14 protein-coding genes are annotated in these 16,457 nt (G+C 73.5%); 5 read left to right on the top strand and 9 right to left on the bottom strand.

The window, feature by feature from the left end:
* Positions 1-90: 90 nt before the first annotated feature.
* Both OF819_RS06595 and OF819_RS06590 read right to left on the bottom strand, forming a co-directional pair.
* A complete protein-coding gene (locus OF819_RS06595; RefSeq protein WP_267242411.1) occupies positions 91-1,164 on the bottom strand; it encodes an MBL fold metallo-hydrolase in 1,074 nt (357 codons plus the stop codon).
* Between the two features lie 11 nt (positions 1,165-1,175).
* Entirely contained in the window at positions 1,176-2,456 is a 1,281-nt protein-coding gene (locus tag OF819_RS06590; RefSeq protein WP_267242410.1) for an aminotransferase class I/II-fold pyridoxal phosphate-dependent enzyme, read from the bottom strand.
* A 279-nt stretch (positions 2,457-2,735) separates the two neighbouring features.
* On the opposite strand from OF819_RS06590, the gene OF819_RS06585 reads away from it, so the two are divergent.
* Together OF819_RS06585 and OF819_RS06580 are read left to right on the top strand one after the other, a co-directional pair.
* Positions 2,736-3,545 (top strand): methyltransferase domain-containing protein, encoded by an 810-nt coding sequence (locus tag OF819_RS06585; RefSeq protein ID WP_267242409.1) that lies wholly within the window; start codon positions 2,736-2,738, stop codon positions 3,543-3,545.
* 566 nt (positions 3,546-4,111) lie between these two features.
* Positions 4,112-4,465: a VOC family protein gene (locus OF819_RS06580; RefSeq protein ID WP_267242408.1), complete on the top strand. Its 354-nt coding sequence runs from the start codon at positions 4,112-4,114 to the stop codon at positions 4,463-4,465.
* 45 nt (positions 4,466-4,510) lie between these two features.
* On the opposite strand, the gene OF819_RS06575 is transcribed toward OF819_RS06580, so the two are convergent.
* The 3 genes from OF819_RS06575 to OF819_RS06565 form a co-directional block, all read right to left on the bottom strand.
* Positions 4,511-5,092 (bottom strand): GNAT family N-acetyltransferase, encoded by a 582-nt coding sequence (locus OF819_RS06575; RefSeq protein WP_267242407.1) that lies wholly within the window; start codon positions 5,090-5,092, stop codon positions 4,511-4,513.
* Between the two features lie 38 nt (positions 5,093-5,130).
* Complete coding sequence (locus OF819_RS06570) at positions 5,131-5,388, bottom strand: LapA family protein (protein WP_267242406.1); 258 nt, start codon at positions 5,386-5,388, stop codon at positions 5,131-5,133.
* A 123-nt stretch (positions 5,389-5,511) separates the two neighbouring features.
* Positions 5,512-6,987: an MFS transporter gene (locus OF819_RS06565; protein ID WP_267242405.1), complete on the bottom strand. Its 1,476-nt coding sequence runs from the start codon at positions 6,985-6,987 to the stop codon at positions 5,512-5,514.
* A gap of 285 nt (positions 6,988-7,272) precedes the next feature.
* On the opposite strand from OF819_RS06565, the gene OF819_RS06560 reads away from it, so the two are divergent.
* Entirely contained in the window at positions 7,273-8,019 is a 747-nt protein-coding gene (locus OF819_RS06560; protein ID WP_267242404.1) for a GntR family transcriptional regulator, read from the top strand.
* 77 nt (positions 8,020-8,096) lie between these two features.
* Positions 8,097-9,179, top strand: a complete 1,083-nt coding sequence (locus tag OF819_RS06555; RefSeq protein ID WP_267242403.1) for an adenosine deaminase — start codon at positions 8,097-8,099, stop codon at positions 9,177-9,179.
* Between the two features lie 31 nt (positions 9,180-9,210).
* Here the strand turns inward: OF819_RS06555 and OF819_RS06550 are convergent, their stop codons facing one another.
* From OF819_RS06550 to OF819_RS06535, 4 genes are read right to left on the bottom strand one after another with little or no spacing between them, the layout of a single operon-like run.
* Positions 9,211-10,149 carry a S66 peptidase family protein gene (locus OF819_RS06550; protein WP_267242402.1) on the bottom strand — a complete coding sequence of 313 codons (939 nt, stop codon included), beginning with the start codon at positions 10,147-10,149 and terminating at the stop codon, positions 9,211-9,213.
* On the bottom strand, positions 10,146-12,281 hold the full coding sequence (locus OF819_RS06545) for a S9 family peptidase (protein WP_267242401.1): 2,136 nt from the start codon (positions 12,279-12,281) through the stop codon (positions 10,146-10,148). Before OF819_RS06545 ends, OF819_RS06550 begins: the two co-directional genes overlap by 4 nt.
* 12 nt (positions 12,282-12,293) lie before the next feature.
* Complete coding sequence (locus tag OF819_RS06540) at positions 12,294-13,664, bottom strand: M20/M25/M40 family metallo-hydrolase (RefSeq protein WP_267242400.1); 1,371 nt, start codon at positions 13,662-13,664, stop codon at positions 12,294-12,296.
* The gene (locus OF819_RS06535) at positions 13,657-14,490 is read right to left on the bottom strand and encodes a M55 family metallopeptidase (protein ID WP_267242399.1); all 834 of its coding nucleotides are present in this window, start codon (positions 14,488-14,490) and stop codon (positions 13,657-13,659) included. The genes OF819_RS06540 and OF819_RS06535 overlap by 8 nt, the downstream gene beginning before the upstream one ends.
* A 218-nt stretch (positions 14,491-14,708) precedes the next feature.
* Here OF819_RS06535 and OF819_RS06530 point away from each other — a divergent pair, with 218 nt between their 5' ends.
* On the top strand, positions 14,709-16,316 hold the full coding sequence (locus OF819_RS06530; RefSeq protein WP_267242398.1) for a hypothetical protein: 1,608 nt from the start codon (positions 14,709-14,711) through the stop codon (positions 16,314-16,316).
* Positions 16,317-16,457: the final 141 nt, after the last annotated feature.

Below are 16,457 nucleotides of genomic sequence, written 5' to 3'. Positions count from 1 at the left end.
GCCCGCGACGAGGAGCTCTCGGGGCGCGGAGCCCCCGGGCAGGGCGACGCGGGCGGGCGACGCGCCGTCGCTTGTGCGAGCCCCGTGGTGTTACGGGAGCACCCGTGAGCCTCCCACCGGCAGGTCCCACAGTTCGTCGCGCGGGCGGCCCGTGCGGGCCCAGGCGGCGCGTACGCGGGTGAGGGGTTCGAGGACCGGCTCGGCGGAGAGCACGAAGGTCGCCCAGTGCATGGGCGCCATGTTCCGCGCCCCGAGGTCCTCGAAGGCGCGCACCGCCTCCTCCGGGTCGGTGTGCACATCGCCGAGCCACCAGCGCGGCTCATACGCGCCGATCGGCAGCAGCGCCACATCGAGGCCGGGGTGGCGGCGGCCGATCTCCTTGAACCAGTGTCCGTAACCGGTGTCGCCCGCGAAGTACACGGAGCGGCCGGAGGAGGAGGTGAGCACCCAGCCGCCCCACAGGGAGCGGCAGGTGTCAGTGAGCGTCCGCTTGGACCAGTGGTGGGCCGGCACAAAGTCAAAGCGGACCCTCCGCCCGCCGGGCGCGGGCAGTTCGGCCCCCTCCCACCAGTCGAGTTCGGTCACCCGGCTGAAGCGGCGGCGCCGGAACCAGCGACCCAGCCCCGCGGGGGCGAACACCGGCGTGCCGTGCGGCAGCCGCCGCAGCGTGGGCGCGTCCAGATGGTCGAAGTGGTTGTGGCTGATGACGACGGCGTCAACGCGCGGCAGGTCCTCCCAGCGCACCCCGACGGGCGTGAGCCGGGCCGGGGTGCCGAGGATGCGGTGCGACCAGACGGGGTCGGTCAGGACGGTCAGCCCGCCGATGGACAGCACCCAGCTGGCGTGGCCCGCCCAGGTGACGGCGAGGCCAGAGGGGTCCGCGGCGGGCAGCGGACCGGGGACGAAGGGCAGCAGCGGGGTGTCGCGCAGCCCTTCCGCGCCGGGGCGCACGGCGCCCTCCCTGGCCAGGCGCGCCAGCGCCCGTACGCCGGGCAGCGGCGCGGTCAGCCGGTCGGCGAAGGAGCGGGGCCAGCGGCGCAGCTCGTACAGCGGGCGGGTGACGGAGCGGGACCGGGAGCGGGGCGGCGGCGACTCGCCCGGTTCCCCGGGCTGCTCCGGTCGCGGCCGATGCGGGGGCTCCGTACGCTCCGCCTGTTCCGTCATCGCGGCTCCGTTCAACGCCGTTCGTGCGACGCCGGCCGTCCGGCGCGGTGTCGTCGGCTCAGCGCGTCGCTCAGTTCGTCGTTCAGCTCGTCGAAAGCCGATTCAAGAATCCTCAACGCGTCCGCGACGTGCGGCAATTCCAGTGGCGTCCGTGAGGTGAGGGATTCACACCGCTGGTCGTGAGCAGTTCCCAGCAGCGGTCCCGTGGCCAGCCGCACACGCAGGGCGCCCAGTTCGTCCCCGAACCGGTGCCCGCCCGGCGTCGGCGTGCCGAGCCGCCGCGTCAGATACTCCTCCAGCTCCATGGAGTCGGTGACGCCCCGCTGCGCGAGCGGGGCGCGCAGCGGGCCCAGATCGGCGTAGAGATGGCGGCCGGCCTGCGGCGGCCGGGCGAGCGCGCCGGAGCCGAGCACGGCGCGGTGCACGGCGGCGGTGATCCGGGCGTGCAGCGCGGCGGCGCGTACGGCACGCTCGGCGACCGGCGGGGGTTCCCCGAGGGCGTACGCGGCGGCGGCCGCGACCGGTCCCGCCGCCTCCGCTCCCAGCGCGGTGAGGATGTCGAGGGTCCTGGCGCGGCGCGCGGCCGCCCGGTCGGTGTGCGGAAACCGGGCGACGGCGACCGGCCAGGCCGCCGGGAGGAGCGCCCCGGCGAGGTCGCTGATGACGGTGACCTCCTCCGGCCACATCTCGGCGGGGCTGAACAGCACGGTGTCGTGCGGACGGTGGAGGGTGTCGCGCCAGGTCTCGTCGCTGATGATGTGCAGCCCCTCGCCGACGGCCGCTTCGCAGGCCTCCCGGACGGTCTCCGGCGGGGCGACGGTGGCGGTCGGGTCGTCGACGACGGAGAGCAGCAGCAGCCGCGGGGAGCCGCCCTCGGCACGCACCCGGCGCACGGTCTCCAGCAGGGCGTACGGATCGGGCACGCCGCCGCACTCGGCCGGGGTCGGCACATGGTAGGCGGGCCTGCCCAGCAGCCGCGCCTGCGGGGTCCACCAGGCGGGGCAGGGGCGGGGCATCAGCACATCGCCGCCGTATGCGGCGAGCAGCGCGAACAGCAGCGGCTGGGCGCCGGGGGCCGCGGCCACCTCCTCGGGACGGGTGCGCAGCCCGCGCCGCTGCCAGTAGGCGCAGGCGGCCTCCCGCAGCGGCAGGCCGCCGCCGGGCGGCTCGGCGGCGTGCCCAGCCGCGGCGGCGAGCACGTCGGCGAGCTCGGGGAGGACGGGCAGCCCGGTCTCGGGCGCGGAGGGCCCGTAGCGGACGGGCCCCCGGCCTTCCGGAGCCGTCTGCCGCATGCCGTCACCTCCGCCGTGCCTGTGCCGCCGTACCTCTGCCCCGTCCATGCCCCCTTTATACGAAGCTTCGCGTCATCCCGCCGGGCGGGCGGGCGCGCACGGCTGTGTGGGCGTACCGGGCGCACTCCTGCGTTCCCGCGGGAGTTGACGGCAGCTCTCCGCCGCCGCTGTCCGTCCATATAACAAGACACACATCTCGCATTGTGGCCAACTGGCGTACGGTGGGCCTCACATCGGACCCCAGGCCGCCAGGGCCGGGGCAGCGGAGAGGAGCCGGCCGTGCCGAAAGAGACCGCCGTCTACACCCATGGGCACCATGCGTCCGTGCTGCGCTCGCACCAGTGGCGGACCGCCGCGAACTCGGCCGCGTATCTGGCCGGCGAACTCCGGCCGGGCATGGAGGTGCTGGACGTCGGCTGCGGTCCCGGCACCATCACCGCCGACCTCGCGGAACTGGTGGCGCCGGGCCGGGTGACCGGCGTCGACGCCGCCGAGGACGTACTGCGCCAGGCACGCGCGACCGCGGAAGTCCGCGGTCTGGACACCGTCCGCTTCTCGGTCGCCGACGTCCACGCCCTGGACTTTGCCGATGACTCGTTCGACGTGGTGCACGCCCATCAGGTGCTCCAGCACGTGGGGGACCCGGTCGGGGCGCTGCGCGAGATGCGGCGTGTGTGCCGGCCGGGCGGGATCGTCGCCGCGCGCGACAGCGACTACCAGGCGTTCACCTGGTTCCCCGAAGTGCCCGCTCTCGACGCATGGCAGCGGGTGTACCGCCAGGTGGCCCGCGCGAGCGGCGGCGAACCCGACGCCGGCCGGCGGCTGCTGTCCTGGGCCCGGCGGGCCGGGTTCACGGACATCACGGCGTCCGCCGACGCCTGGTGCTTCGCCGACGAGGAGTCACGGGCCTGGTGGAGCGGCCTGTGGGCGGAGCGCACGACCCAATCCGACTATGCCCGCCTCGCGGTCGAGGGCGGCCACGCCACCGCCGAGGACCTGGCCGCCTTCGCCGACGCCTGGCGCGCGTGGGGCCGGGCGGAGGACGCGTGGTTTCTGGTGCCGCACGGTGAAATCCTCTGCCGCGTGTGAACTGCCGGGGGGGTGGGCCCCCGGCCCTCTCCGGGGGGTGTGGGAACCCCCCTTCCCGCACCTGGGGGCTCCGCCCCCTGCCCCCTTCGGGGGTGCGGGCTGCGGGCCTGCCGCCCCACGCCCGAGAAGCGGCGGCTTCGCCCCGCCCGCCCCTGTACGGCCTGAAGGCCGTGTCCTCAAACTCCCCCCGGACTCTGCCCGGGGCTGCCCGCACGGAGGCACCCCCAACGGGCTGGGTTCTCCAGCCCCGCCTGGGGGTACCCCCAGACGGAGTCTGGGGGAGGTAGCTGGGGGAGCCTGAGGGCCGAGGGACCAGAAGTCCAGCCCCACCGAGGCTTAAGACGCAAGGCCGGAAATCAAGCCTCGCCGCCGATCGAGGCAGGGGCCGGAAACCCAGCCCCGCCGACGCTTGAAGCGCGAGGAGCCGCACAATCCAGCCCCGCCGGCGATTGAGGCGCGGGGGTCCGGGGGCGGAGCCCCCGTAAAGCGGGGTCTGGGGCGGAGCCCCAGTTACGGGAAGGGGCGGGGAGGGGAAAGCCCCCCGAAGAGGCCCTACGCTCACAGGTATGGAGATCCTCGGTACCACGCTCCGCATCTGCGTCGACGACCTGGACACCGCAGCCTCGTTCTACGAACACCTCACCGGCGCCCCCGCCCATCGCTTCGAGCGCGGCGGCGTCTCCGCGGCCGCTGTCGGCTGCTTTCTGCTGATGAGCGGCCCGGAGTCGGAACTGGAAGTGCTGCGCAAGGTGTCGGCGACGATCGCGGTCCGCGATGTGGAGCAGGCGTGCGCCACACTGGAGGCGGTGGGCGCGCGGGTCGTCGCGGGCCCGGTGCCGACCCCGGCAGGGCGGAATCTGATCGCCGTGCACCCGGACGGCTCCGTCTTCGAGTATGTGGACCGCGGCCCGGCGGCCTGACGTCACTGTGCGTCACCGCGCGCCACCGCGCCGCATCACCGAACATCACCGCGTCATCGCATCGGCGGTCATCTCCCTGGTGATCGCCCAGCGTTCGTGGTCGCGCCACGCGCCGTCGATGAACAGATAGTCCGGCGAGAAGCCCTCAAGCCGGAAACCCGCTCTCCGGACGAGCGCGATGGACGGCGCGTTGCCGGGCTGGATGTTGGCCTCCAGCCGGTGCAGGCCCATCGGGCCGAAGGCATGGCGCAGCACCAGTCGCAGCCCCTCGGACATCAGCCCGCGGCCGACGGCGTGCGCGAACGCGCCGTAGCCGAGGAAGCCGCACTGGAACGCACCGCCGATGATGCTGTTGACGTTGACGAAGCCGGCGATCGCTCCGCTGTCGCGCATGCAGACGAGGAATCCGGCGTGTGCCGGGTCCTCGATGAGCCGGCCCGCGTAGGCGGCGTACTTCTCGGCGGTCTCGGGCGGAAACAGCCAGGGCCGGCAGTGCTCCGCGCTCTCGCGGGCGCGGGCGGTGAACTCCCGGCCGTCGCCGTAGGAGATGGGGCGTATGCCCACGCGGGGGCCGACGGCGAGGAAGGCGGCGTGGGCGGCGGGACGGGGGGCTGACGGTTCGTGCATCGCGGCAGCCTAGCCAGTGGTGCAGCCCTGACGGCCGCTCATCGCTCCCGTCTGCGGAAGAAGTAGCTTCCGCACAGCACGCCGACCGCGAACATCGCGAGCAGCGCCAGATAGAGCGGCATGGAGACCTCGGGGATCAACAGCCGGATCTTGACCTGGCGGGTGTTCTCGAAGATGAAGATGATCGCGAGGAGGGCGATCACCAGGACGGTGACCCTGGCCGGGGTGAGCCAGTCACGGATGCTGCCGCCGCGTCGCCTGCTGCCGCCGCTGCTCGATGCTTCCCTGGGGCTCATGGGACCAGGATGGACGGATCCCGGTCCCATGAGCGGCTGGGGCGGGCCATACGGGTGACGGGGCCGCGCAGCCTGGTCGTCGCGGCGGCCCCGGTTCCCGGCGGGCCCGGCTGAGGGGGCGGGTCAGTGGTGCGCGAGGATGAGACGCGGCTCGTCCTCGTCCTGATCCTGTGCGGACCCCGGCGTGCCGTCCTCGTCCGGCCGCTGGATCAGCAGCGAGGACACCACGCCGAGCGCCAGCAGCGCGAGCGCCGCGTACATCGCGTGCTGATAGCCCGCTTCGGTCGGCCCCTGCGCATCGCTGCCCGCCGTGATCATCGCGGAGGCGAGGGCGATGCCCAGCGACGCTCCGATGCCGAAGCAGGCGCCGTTGAGGCCGGAGAGGGAGCCCGGTTTGTCCTTGGGGGCGGTGGTGACGGCCAGGCCGTTGAGACCGGTCAGCATGAAGCCGCCGTAGGTGACGCCGAGCGCGGCCAGCGAGGCGATGAGGACCCACTCGTGGTGCAGGAAGAGCGTGGCGAGGAGGAAGATCGCGAAGTTGGCGACCGCGCCGGCGACCACGACCGTACGCCAGCCGATCCGGGGCCCGAGCCGCCCGGTCAGCGGCGCGGAGATGACGCCGATCAGCTGGATGGGGGTCAGGAACAGCACGGCGGCGGCGACGGCGGAGAGGCCGAGGCCCACGCGTGCGTCCTGCGAGAACAGCGGGATGGTCAGGGCGATCGCGCCGAACGCGCCGCCGAGCGTGCACACGGTGGTGATCAGCAGCGGCCAGGCGCGGCGCGAGGCCAGCACCTCGATGTCGATGACGGGGTTGGGCGCGCTCTTCTGCGAGAGGACGAAGAAGACGAGGGAGGCGAGGCCGCCGAGCAGGAAGGCGGCGGTGAGCGGCGAGGTCCAGCCCCAGCTCGCGCCCTGCGCCAGGCCGACGAGCACCCCGGTGAGGCCCAGGGCGAGGGCGGTGATGCCGCGCGAGTCGAAACGGCCGTCGGCGGCGGTCGGCGGGACGTCGGGGACGTACCGGCGGACGCCGATCAGCCCGGCGACGGCGATCAGCGTGGAGCAGACGAAGATGCCGCGGAAGCCGATGGTGTCGGCGATCTGGCCGCCGGCGATGGCGTCAATTCCGGCGAGACCGCCGTTGACCGCGGTGATGATGCCGGCCGCCTTGCCGAAGCCCGCCGGGCTGAGCAGCTGGTTCAGGGTGAGGAAGGCGAGTGTGAACATCGCCGCGGAGACGCCCTGGAGGATGCGGCCGGCGATGAAGATCTCGATGTTGGGCGCGAAGACGCAGAGCAGATTGCCGGCGATCAGGACGAAGGCGCAGACGATCATCATCGGCTTGCGGCCGCGCTGGTCGCTGAGGCGGGCGAGGGTGACCTGGCCGATGGCCGCCATCAGGAAGAACAGCGTCTGGGAGAGGCCGGCGGCCGCGGTCGAGGTGCCGAGGCGCTCGATGACGTCGGGCAGCGCGGGGCTGAGCATCGTGGCGTTGATCTGATAGCCGAGAACGGCCAGCACCATGGCGAGCAGCATGCTGCCGCGGCCTGTGAGATCGGATGCGGCCCCGGACGGTGTCCGGCCCAGCCTGGTCGACATGTCGGCCCCTTTGCCTCGGATGTCGTGTGACGTCTTGCTGTCTTGCTGTCTTGCAAAATTTCCGCTGCTCGTCACTTGTCTGACAAGTTGCGGCTCACACAGAGTGGAATCTACGTGCGTAGAACGTCAAGACCTTCCGGGCCGTGAATTGCGCAGCACCCTCGATTTGGGCTGAAATCCCAGCTCGGGACGGGCAGACGGCGACGCGTCGGCCGTTGCCCGGCCGCGGGAACCGGCATAGCGTGGCGATCAGAGCTAGCTGACAGGTTGGGCCGAGGAGGAGCAGTGGCAGTCAGCGCACAGCAGCGCAGACCGGTCGTCGCGCTGTACGAGCGGATCGCGGACGCCATCCACGACGGCACCTATCCGCCGGGCTCCACCCTGCCGTCCGAGCCCCGGCTCGCCGGCGCGCTGGGGGTGAGCCGACCCGCCCTGCGCGAGGCGCTGCTGCTGCTCCAGGAGGACGGCCTGCTGACGGTGCGCCGCGGCGTGGGCAGAACGGTCAACGACCGTGTGCCGCGGCGGGGTTACGAGCGTGTCCAGCCGCTTGAGGAGCTGCTGTCGGCGGGGGCCGCGCTGCGGGTGCGGCCGCTGCTGCGCGCGGTGGAGGAACCCACCGACTTCACCGCCCAGCATCTGCTGGCCGCGGCCCGCGCGGAGCTGCGCTTCTGGGAGTCGCTGCTGACCGGGGAGGGCACGGCGGCGGCGCTCAGCCAGGAGTGGGCCGCGGAGGAGGAGGTGCTGGAACGTGTCCATCCGGCGTTCGCACAGGCCCTGCGCGCCGAGCCCGCCCCTGCGGCGTCCATGCTCTCGGTGCTCGCGGGGGCGTCCCGGGGCATCCAGCTCACCGGGCACAGCGCCGTGACGGCGACCGTGCTCGGGCAGCGCCGCGGCGAACAGCTGGACCGCTCGGCGGACACGCCCGCGGTGCTGGTCACCCAGGTGATCCGGGTCGCACAGACGCCGGTCCTCGCGGCCAAGCACATGCTGCCGACGGGCGCGCCCGCCCTGCCGGTGCTCCACACGACATAACCGGGGGCTCCGCCCCAGGCCCCCCGCCCTCAAACACCGGCAAGGCTTGAGCTTGGCGTGCCGTACACTCAGCGGGTATGCACTTGTCTGACATCCTGCGCGCACCCAAGGCCGTCCTCCACGACCACCTCGACGGCGGTCTGCGCCCCGCCACCATCATCGAACTGGCCCGTGAGTGCGGTTACCGCGGGCTGCCGACCGAGGAGCCGGAGGCGCTTGGGGTCTGGTTCCGCGACGCCGCGGACTCCGGGTCGCTGGAGCGCTATCTGGAGACCTTCGCCCACACCTGCGCGGTGATGCAGACCCGTGAGGCGCTGGAGCGCGTCGCCGCGGAGTGCGCCGAGGATCTGGCGGCCGACGGCGTCGTGTACGCCGAGGTGCGGTACGCCCCCGAGCAGCACCAGGAACGCGGTCTGACGCTCGACGAGGTCGTGGACGCGGTCAACGCCGGCTTCCGGGAGGGCGAGCGCCGCACCGGCGGGCGGATCACAGTGCGGGCGCTGCTCACCGGCATGCGGCACACGGACCGTTCCCTGGAGATAGCCGAGCTGACCGTCGCGCACCGTGAGCGCGGGGTGGCGGGGTTTGACATCGCGGGCGGCGAGATCGGCAACCCGCCCGCCCGCCATCTGCCCGCCTTCCAGCACCTGAAGCGGCACAGCTGCCACTTCACGATCCACGCGGGCGAGGCGGTCGGCGCGGAGTCGATCCACGAGGCGGTGCAGATCTGCGGCGCGGAGCGCATCGGCCATGGCGTGCGCATCACGGACGACATCACCGTGCACGACGACGGTTCGGCGACGCTGGGCCACCTCGCGGCCTACGTCCGCGACAACCGCATCGCCCTGGAGGTCTGCCCGACCTCCAATCTGCAGACGGGCGCGGCGAAGGACTACGCCACGCACCCCATCGACCTGCTGCGCCGCCTCGGGTTCCGGATCACGCTGAACACCGACAACCGCCTGGTCTCCGGCACCACGATGAGCCGGGAGTTCCAGCACATGGCGGAGGCGTTCGGCTACGGCCCCGAGGTCTTCGAGGAGTTCACCGTGGCCGCGGTCGAGTCGGCGTTCCTGCCGCTGCCGGAGCGCCGCCGGCTGATCGACGAGGTGATCCGCCCGGGGTATGCGGCACTGCGCGAGGCGGCCTCGTCGAAGTAGCGCGCGCGGGGTCAGAGCCGGGCGGGCGGGGTCAGAGCAGGGCGGGCTCGTCCAGCGTCAGCGTGCGGGCGTCGGCGTCCAGTACGGCGCTGACGCCGAGGGGCACCGTGAGCGCCGGGGAGCCATGGCCGAATCCCAGTTCCTCCACGACCGGAACGCCCAGCCCGCCCAGCCGGTCGCGGAGCACCGCCCGCACTCTGTCGTACGGTCCGCACCGCGCCCATGACCCGAGGGCGACGCCCATGACGCCGTCCAGGGTTCCCGCGCGCAGCAGCTGGGTGAGCGCCCGGTCGATCCGGTAGTCCTCCTCCCCGACGTCCTCGATCAGCAGCAGGCCGCCGTGGGCGGCGGGGCGGGCGTGCGGGGTGCCGGCGTCGGCCGCGAGGAGGGTGAGGCAGCCGCCGAAGGTGACGCCCCGCGCGCGGCCGGGCACCAGGGTGCGGGCGGTATCCAGCCCCAGCACGCGGACCGACTCCGGCTCGAAGAGCGCGGCCCGCAGCGACTCCCGGGTGGCCGGGTCGCCGAGGAAGCCGGGCGCGCCTGCCATGGGGCCGTGCAGCGTGGCCAGGCCCATGCGCCGGGCGAACGCCTCGTGCAGTGTGGTGATGTCGCTGTATCCGACGAAGACCTTGGGGCCCGCGGCCCGTATCGCCGTCCAGTCGAGCAGATCGGCCATGCGGGCGGCGCCGTAGCCGCCGCGGGCGCAGAGTACGGCGGACACGGACTTCTCGCACCATGCCTCGGTCAGCTCGCGCGCCCGCACCGCGTCGGCGGCGGCCAGATAGGGCAGGTCCGGGTGGCGCCCGCGGACGTGGGGCGGTGTCACGGGGTCGAGCCCCCAGTCACGCAGGACGGCGAGCCCGGACTCCAGCCGCTCCTCGGGCACGGGCCCCGCGGGGGCCACGACGGCGACCCTGTCCCCCGGCCGCAGCCGCCGAGGGCGGGTCAGGGACGGCGATGACGCGGTCACTTCCTCAGCTCCAGCACCGGGGTGTCGGGCCGCTCGATGCCGAAGGTCTGGAGATACAGGGAGAGTTCGGCTTCCAGTGCGCGGATCAGGGTGTCGGCTCTGCGGAAGCCGTGCCCCTCCCCCTCGAAGGCGATGTACGCGTGCGGGATGCCGCGTCCGGCCGTCCGCTCCAGGAACCGCTCGCACTGCGCGGGCGGGCAGATCACATCGTCCAGGCCCTGGAGCAGCAGGAACGGCACGCTGATCCGGTCGACGTGGTGCAGCGGCGAGCGCTCCCGGTAGCGGCCCGGCACCTCTTCCCGCGGCCCGACCAGCGACCGCAGATACTGCGATTCAAAGTCATGCGTCTCGCCGTCGGCCCAGCTCGCCAGATCGAGGATGGGGTAGCTGACGGCCCCGCAGGCGTAGACGTCCGTGCCGGTCAGGGATGCGGCCGCGGTCCAGCCGCCGGCACTGCCGCCGCGGATGGCGAGCCGCGCCGGGTCGGCGGTGCCCTCGGCGGCGAGGGTGCGGGCGACCGCCGCACAGTCCTCGACGTCGACCACGCCCCACTGCTCGCGCAGCCGGTCGCGGTACTCCCGTCCGTATCCGGTGGAGCCGCCGTAGTTGACCTCGACGACGCCGAAGCCGCGCGAGGTGAAGTAGGCGATCTCCAGGTCGAGTACGGCCGGGGCATGGCCGGTGGGGCCGCCGTGGGCGCGCACGACGAACGGCGGGAGTTCGCCGTCGGGGGCGACCCGGTCCGGGCTGTGGGGCGGATAGACATGGGCGTGGATCTCGCGGCCGCCGGGCCCGGTGAAGGTGCGGAGCTGCGGCTCGGGGTAGTACGCGGGGTCGACCGGGTCGTCATGGGCTGAGCCCAGGACGCGGGTGCGCCCGGTGCGGGTGTCCAGTTCCACGACCTCGGCGGCGCTGCGCGGGCTGGCCGCGACGCCGATGACGCGCTCGCCGTGCACGGCGAGCGTGGGCGCCCATGCGGTCCAGGGGCCCGCGGCGTCGACCAGTTCGCCGGTCTCGGGGTCCAGTATGCCGAGGGCGGTGGCGCCCTTGCCGTGGATGACGGCGATCAGCCCGTCGGCCAGCGGGGCGAACCAGCTGAGGCCGATCTTCCACAGCGGTCCGCCGAACTCCTCCTCCCGGCCGGGGCACAGCTCTGTGCGCGGCAGCGGCTCCTGAGGGGTGGTCGCGGGCGGCGCGGGCGGCGGCTCGGCTCCGGGGGACGACGCGGCCAGCGTGTGCGCCGCGATGCGCTGCGGCTCCCACCAGCCGCCGCGGTCGGAGACGAGCAGCAGCGAGCCGTCGGGGGCCCAGTCGACCTGGGCGACCGACTCGTCGGCTCCTCCGGCCACACAGCGGACCCCGGTGAGCCGCGCCCCGCCGGCGGCGTCAGCGGTGCCGCCGCCGGTGACCTCGGTGCTGTCCGCCCCGTCGGTGCTGTCGGTGATATCGGCGATGTCGGCGATGTCGGCGATCAGGACCGAGGTGCCGTCCCACGGCATCTGCGGATGGTCCCAGGCGAGCCAGGCGGCCCGCCTGCCGTCCGGGGAGAGGCGCGGCCCGGTGATGAAGCGCCGCCGGTCATCGGTGAGCTCCCGCAGCGCGGCGCGGTCCGCGGCGGCGGACCCGTCCAGCGGCACAGCGGCGATCACCCGGCGTACGTCGGTGGGCCGGGGGCCGGTGAACTCCTCCAGCACGCACCAGACCTCGCCGTGCTCCGCCCGGATGCGCGGGTCGGCCCAGCGCAGCCCGCCCCCGACGTCCGACACGGGCGTGAGGGGCCGCGGCGTCGCGCCGGGAGCGTCGGGCTCGTAGGCGTACAGCCGCTGGTCGGGGAAGTGGACGAAGACCACGAGGGGTCCGCGGCCGCCGGGCTGCGGGGTCCCGGCCCAGGGCTGTCCGCCGTACTCGATGACTCTGCTGCGGACGTTCCACGGCGCGGGCAGCGCCGACTCCTCGCCGCCGTCGGCGCGCCGGCGGACCAGGGTCCGCCGGCCGCCCTCGGCCGGGCGCGGCGCGGTCCACCACACCTCGTCGCCGACCATGCCGAGGAACTCCGGCCGACCGTCGTGCGAGGCGGCGAGCGCCGCGCCGATCGGCGACGGCCATGTCCCGTACGCCCCCGTGGATACCATGCCCAACTCCCCCTATGCGGACTTCAGATAGTGGTCCAGCACGTCCACGCCGAAGTGCAGCGCCTCGACGGGTACGCGTTCGTCGACTCCGTGGAACATCGCCGGGTAGTCGAAGCCTTCGGGCAGCTTCAGGGGTGAGAAGCCGTATCCCTCGATGCCGAGCCGGGCGAAGTGCTTGGCGTCCGTGCCGCCCGCCATGCAGAACGGCACAACGCGCGCGTCCGGGTCGAACCGCTCCAGCGAGGCTCTGAGCCGGGCGAAGGTCGGGGAGTCCGCCGGGGCCTGAAGCGGAATCTCCCGGTGGTGGAACTCCCACTCGACGTCGGGGCCGGTCAGCCGGTCCATGGTGGCCGCGAACTCCTCCTCGTGGCCCGGCAGCGTCCGCCCGTCCACAAAGGCGACGGCGCGCCCCGGGATCACATTGATCTTGTATCCGGCGTCCAGCATGGTCGGGTTGGCGCTGTTGCGCACGGTGGGGCGGACGAGCGCCCCGGCCGGGCCGAGCTTCTCCAGCAGGGCCTCCACGTCAAGGTCGCGCGCGTGGAGGTCCGTCTCGATGCCCTGGAGCGCGGCCAGCTCCGTCAGTGCGGCCCGGACCGTCGCCGTGAGCCGCACGGGCCACTCGTACTCGCCGATCCGGGCGACGGCCCGGGCCAGTTTTGTCACGGCGTTGGCGGGGCTGGGCTTGGAGCCATGGCCCGCGTTGCCGTGCGCGGTGAGCTTGAGCCAGGCCGTGCCGCGCTCACCGGCCGCCACCGGGTAGAGCCGCAGGCCCCGGCCGGCGTGGAAGGTGAAGGCCCCCGCTTCGCCGATGCCTTCGGTGCACCCTTCGAAGAGGTCCGCGTGGGCGTCGGCGAGGAAGGCCGCGCCGTCGGAGCCGCTGTCCTCCTCGTCGGCGGTGTAGGCGATCACGATGTCGCGCCGGGGGGAGATTCCGGCCCGCGCCCAGGACCGTACGACCGCGAGCACCATCGCGTCCATGTTCTTCATGTCGACCGCGCCGCGGCCCCACACCACGCCGTCGCGGATCTCCCCGGAGAACGGGGGCACGGTCCACTCGGAGGCGTCGGCGGGCACCACGTCGAGATGGCCGTGGACGAGGAGTGCGTCGGCGGAGGGGTCGCTGCCGGGGATCCTGGCCACGACGTTGGCACGGCCGGGTGTGCGTTCCAGCAGGACGGGTTCGAGCCCCGCTCCGGCGAGGCGCTCGGCGACATACTCGGCGGCGGGCCGCTCCCGGCAGTCGCCTCCCCCGCGGTTGGCCGTGTCGATGCGGATGAGGTCGGAGGTGAAGCTCACCGCCTCCTCGTACGCCTGCGCGTCGACGGGCGGGGCCGCTTCGGCACGGTCGGGGTGGGCGTGGCGGGCTGTCACATCAGCCATACTGCTCCTCCATGGCCGCGGAGACGATCGTTGTGACCGCTTTGAATGTGCGAATGGCCTCATACATCGTCCCGCTGTCATAGGCGACGCGCCGCTCACCCTCGGATACGACACCGGGCACCACCGTGGCCGCCGCCCCGAGGTGCTCGGCGTCGAACTCCAGAGCCACCGTGAACGGCCCGCCCCGCACCGGCTCATGGCGCACCGCGAGCGCCGCGGCCTCCTTGGCCGCGGCGCGGATGTCCGCTGCCGTGCGCGCCGGGGTGCGGCACACCGCGGCATAGCGGGACACGCAGTCCTTGACCGCGGCCTTGCGGGCGGCGGGCGCATAACCGTCCGCGTCGGCGCAGGTCAGATCGTCCCCGGTGATCAGCACCACCGGGACGCCGTACTCCGCGGCCACATGCGCGTTCAGCAGGCCCTCGCTGGCCCGCACGCCGTTGAGCCACACCCCGGTGACGGCGTTGGGCAGGTAGGTGTGGGCGAGCACGCCGTCCATGCCCGCGCCGGTGTGGTAGCCGACGAAGGCGATGCCGTCCACGTCGCCGTGCTGCACGCCCTCCACCATGGACAGGGACTTGTGCTTGCCGGTGAGCATCTGCACCCGCTCGTCGAGCTGCTCCAGCAGCAGATTGCGCATGGTCCAGTGCGCTTCGTTGATCAGCACTTCATCGGCGCCGCCGTCGAAGAAGCCCAGCACCGCCGCATTCACATCGGAGGTGAACATGGGCCGGCAGCGCTCCCACTGAGGGGTGCCGGGCAGCACATCGGCCGGCCAGGTGACGCCTGTGGCGCCTTCCATGTCGGCGCTGATGAGGATCTTCATGCCCTGCCACGTTACGCGCCGCGGAAGCGGCGGGCCAAGAGGCGGTGTCACGGCCGGGCGGCGTTGGGCTCGCACCGCGGCCGTGTACGAGCGGGAACGGCGGCGGCTCGGGGCAACTCCCCCCTGTGTGCGGATAGTTGGCGGAACATGGCATGATCCTTCCCTCATTACCGGAAGGTAATGACCGCCACCCCCCGACACTCCGCCGAGGATCCATCGTGCGCACCACAGCCAGGAGATTACTGGTCCCCGCCCTCGCCGCTCTCACCCTCACGGTGAGCGGATGCTCCACAGAGGGGCAGCCCGACGCCGCCCCCGCCGCGCCCTCCGTCCCCGTCTCCGTCTCCCCCGGTGCGACGCCGGGGTCTGACACCTCACGGGAGCTGGAGGTGACACCGGCTCAGTCCGGCTCCGCCACGCCCGCGGCGGTGGCCCGCTCGGGCCGGAAGGTGGGGCAGGGTGCGGGCGCGCAGCGGAGCGCCCTGAAGGTCGCCTCGTACGACAGCAAGACCCGGCGGGCCGTCATATCCGCGCCGCCGCAGGGCGGCAGGAATACGTCCGGCCCGACCGGCCCCGATGCGAGCCCGACCGCTCCCGGCACCGGCCCGGACGGTCCCACTGCGAGCCCGGACGCCCCCGGCACCGGCCCGGACGGTCCCGGCGCGGACACGGACGGTCCCGGCGCGAGCCCGGACACCCCCGGCAAGAGCCCGGCGTCGCCCGGCGGAGACGCCCCGGTGGCCCCCGGCGACATCATCGCCAGCGCGCCCGCGCCCGGCGCGCCCGACGGGCTGCTGGCCGAGGTGACCGAGGTGCTGGCGCAGACCGGCCAGGGCACCGAGGTCGCCACCAGGCCCACCACGCTCGCCGCGCTCCTCGACGACGACAAGGCCGAGGGCCGGATACCCGTCGATCCCTCCTCGGTCGACGTCGAACCCCTGCTGAAAGGGGTGAAGTTCTCCTGGGCCAAGCCGGGCGGGGCCCGCTTCGGCCCCAACGCCGGCCGGCTGCCCCTCGGCAGTCTGCGGCTCGACGTCGGCACATCCGTGGCCACGGCGGAGGGCGCTCCCGTCTCGGCCTCCGCGTCGGTGTCCGGTTTTGTGCAACTGGCCCCGGAGGTGGCGTTCTCGTACGACGGCAGCTCCGGTCAGCAGCAGAGCCAGCCGGACAAGCAGGGCCCCGGCGCCGCGTTCCTCGGACTGTCCGGCGACTGGACCTCGCAGTGGTCCTTCAAGGGCCGGGCGGCGGCCGCCGCCGAGCCGCTGCGGATCCCCTTCGCCAAGCTGCACGCCGACCCGGTGATCCAGGTCGGCCCGGTGCCGGTCGTGGTGAACCTCGACCTCACCTGCTATCTCCAGGTCGAGGCGGACGGCCGGGTGACGCTGGACGTCACCCAGGACGTCAAGGGCGACTTCCGGTTCGGCGGCAGCTATGCGCCCGCCACAGGCTGGACTCCGGTCGCCGAGTCGCAGACGAAGAGCTCCCCGGTCACGGCGTCCGTGACGGCCGCGGGCCAGGCCAAGGCCGTGCTGGGCGCGGAGGCCTCCGTCGGCCTGTACGGCACGGTCGGCGTGACCGCGGACTTCGCGCCGTACGTCCGGGCCGGTGTCACCGCGGGCGCCGAGGCCTCGGTCACCGGCGGGGCGGACGCCTCCGCCTCGGCGTCCGCCGCCTGGCGGCTGCACGGCGGCTTCGCCCTGAGCGGGCATCTCCAGCTCCAGCTGTCCGTCTTCGGCACGCCTGTGCTGTCGCACCGGATTCCGCTGGGGCGGGTGGAGAAGGAGTGGCTGCTCACCGACGGCGAGGTCGGCGTCGCGACGAGCTGACGGCTTCCGTGGCTGTCGCGTGCCGGGGGCAGGGCCCGGCACGCGGCCTGCCCGGCCGGCCGTGTCCTCATCCGCGAGCGGACGGGGACACGGCCGGCCTCAGGGCCTTGCCCTGCCGCCACTCAGCCCGGCACCTCGGCC

This window comes from Streptomyces sp. PR69 (genome assembly GCF_026420845.1).
GTDB lineage: Bacteria > Actinomycetota > Actinomycetes > Streptomycetales > Streptomycetaceae > Streptomyces.
This window is presented reverse-complemented; position numbering and strand designations above follow the sequence as displayed.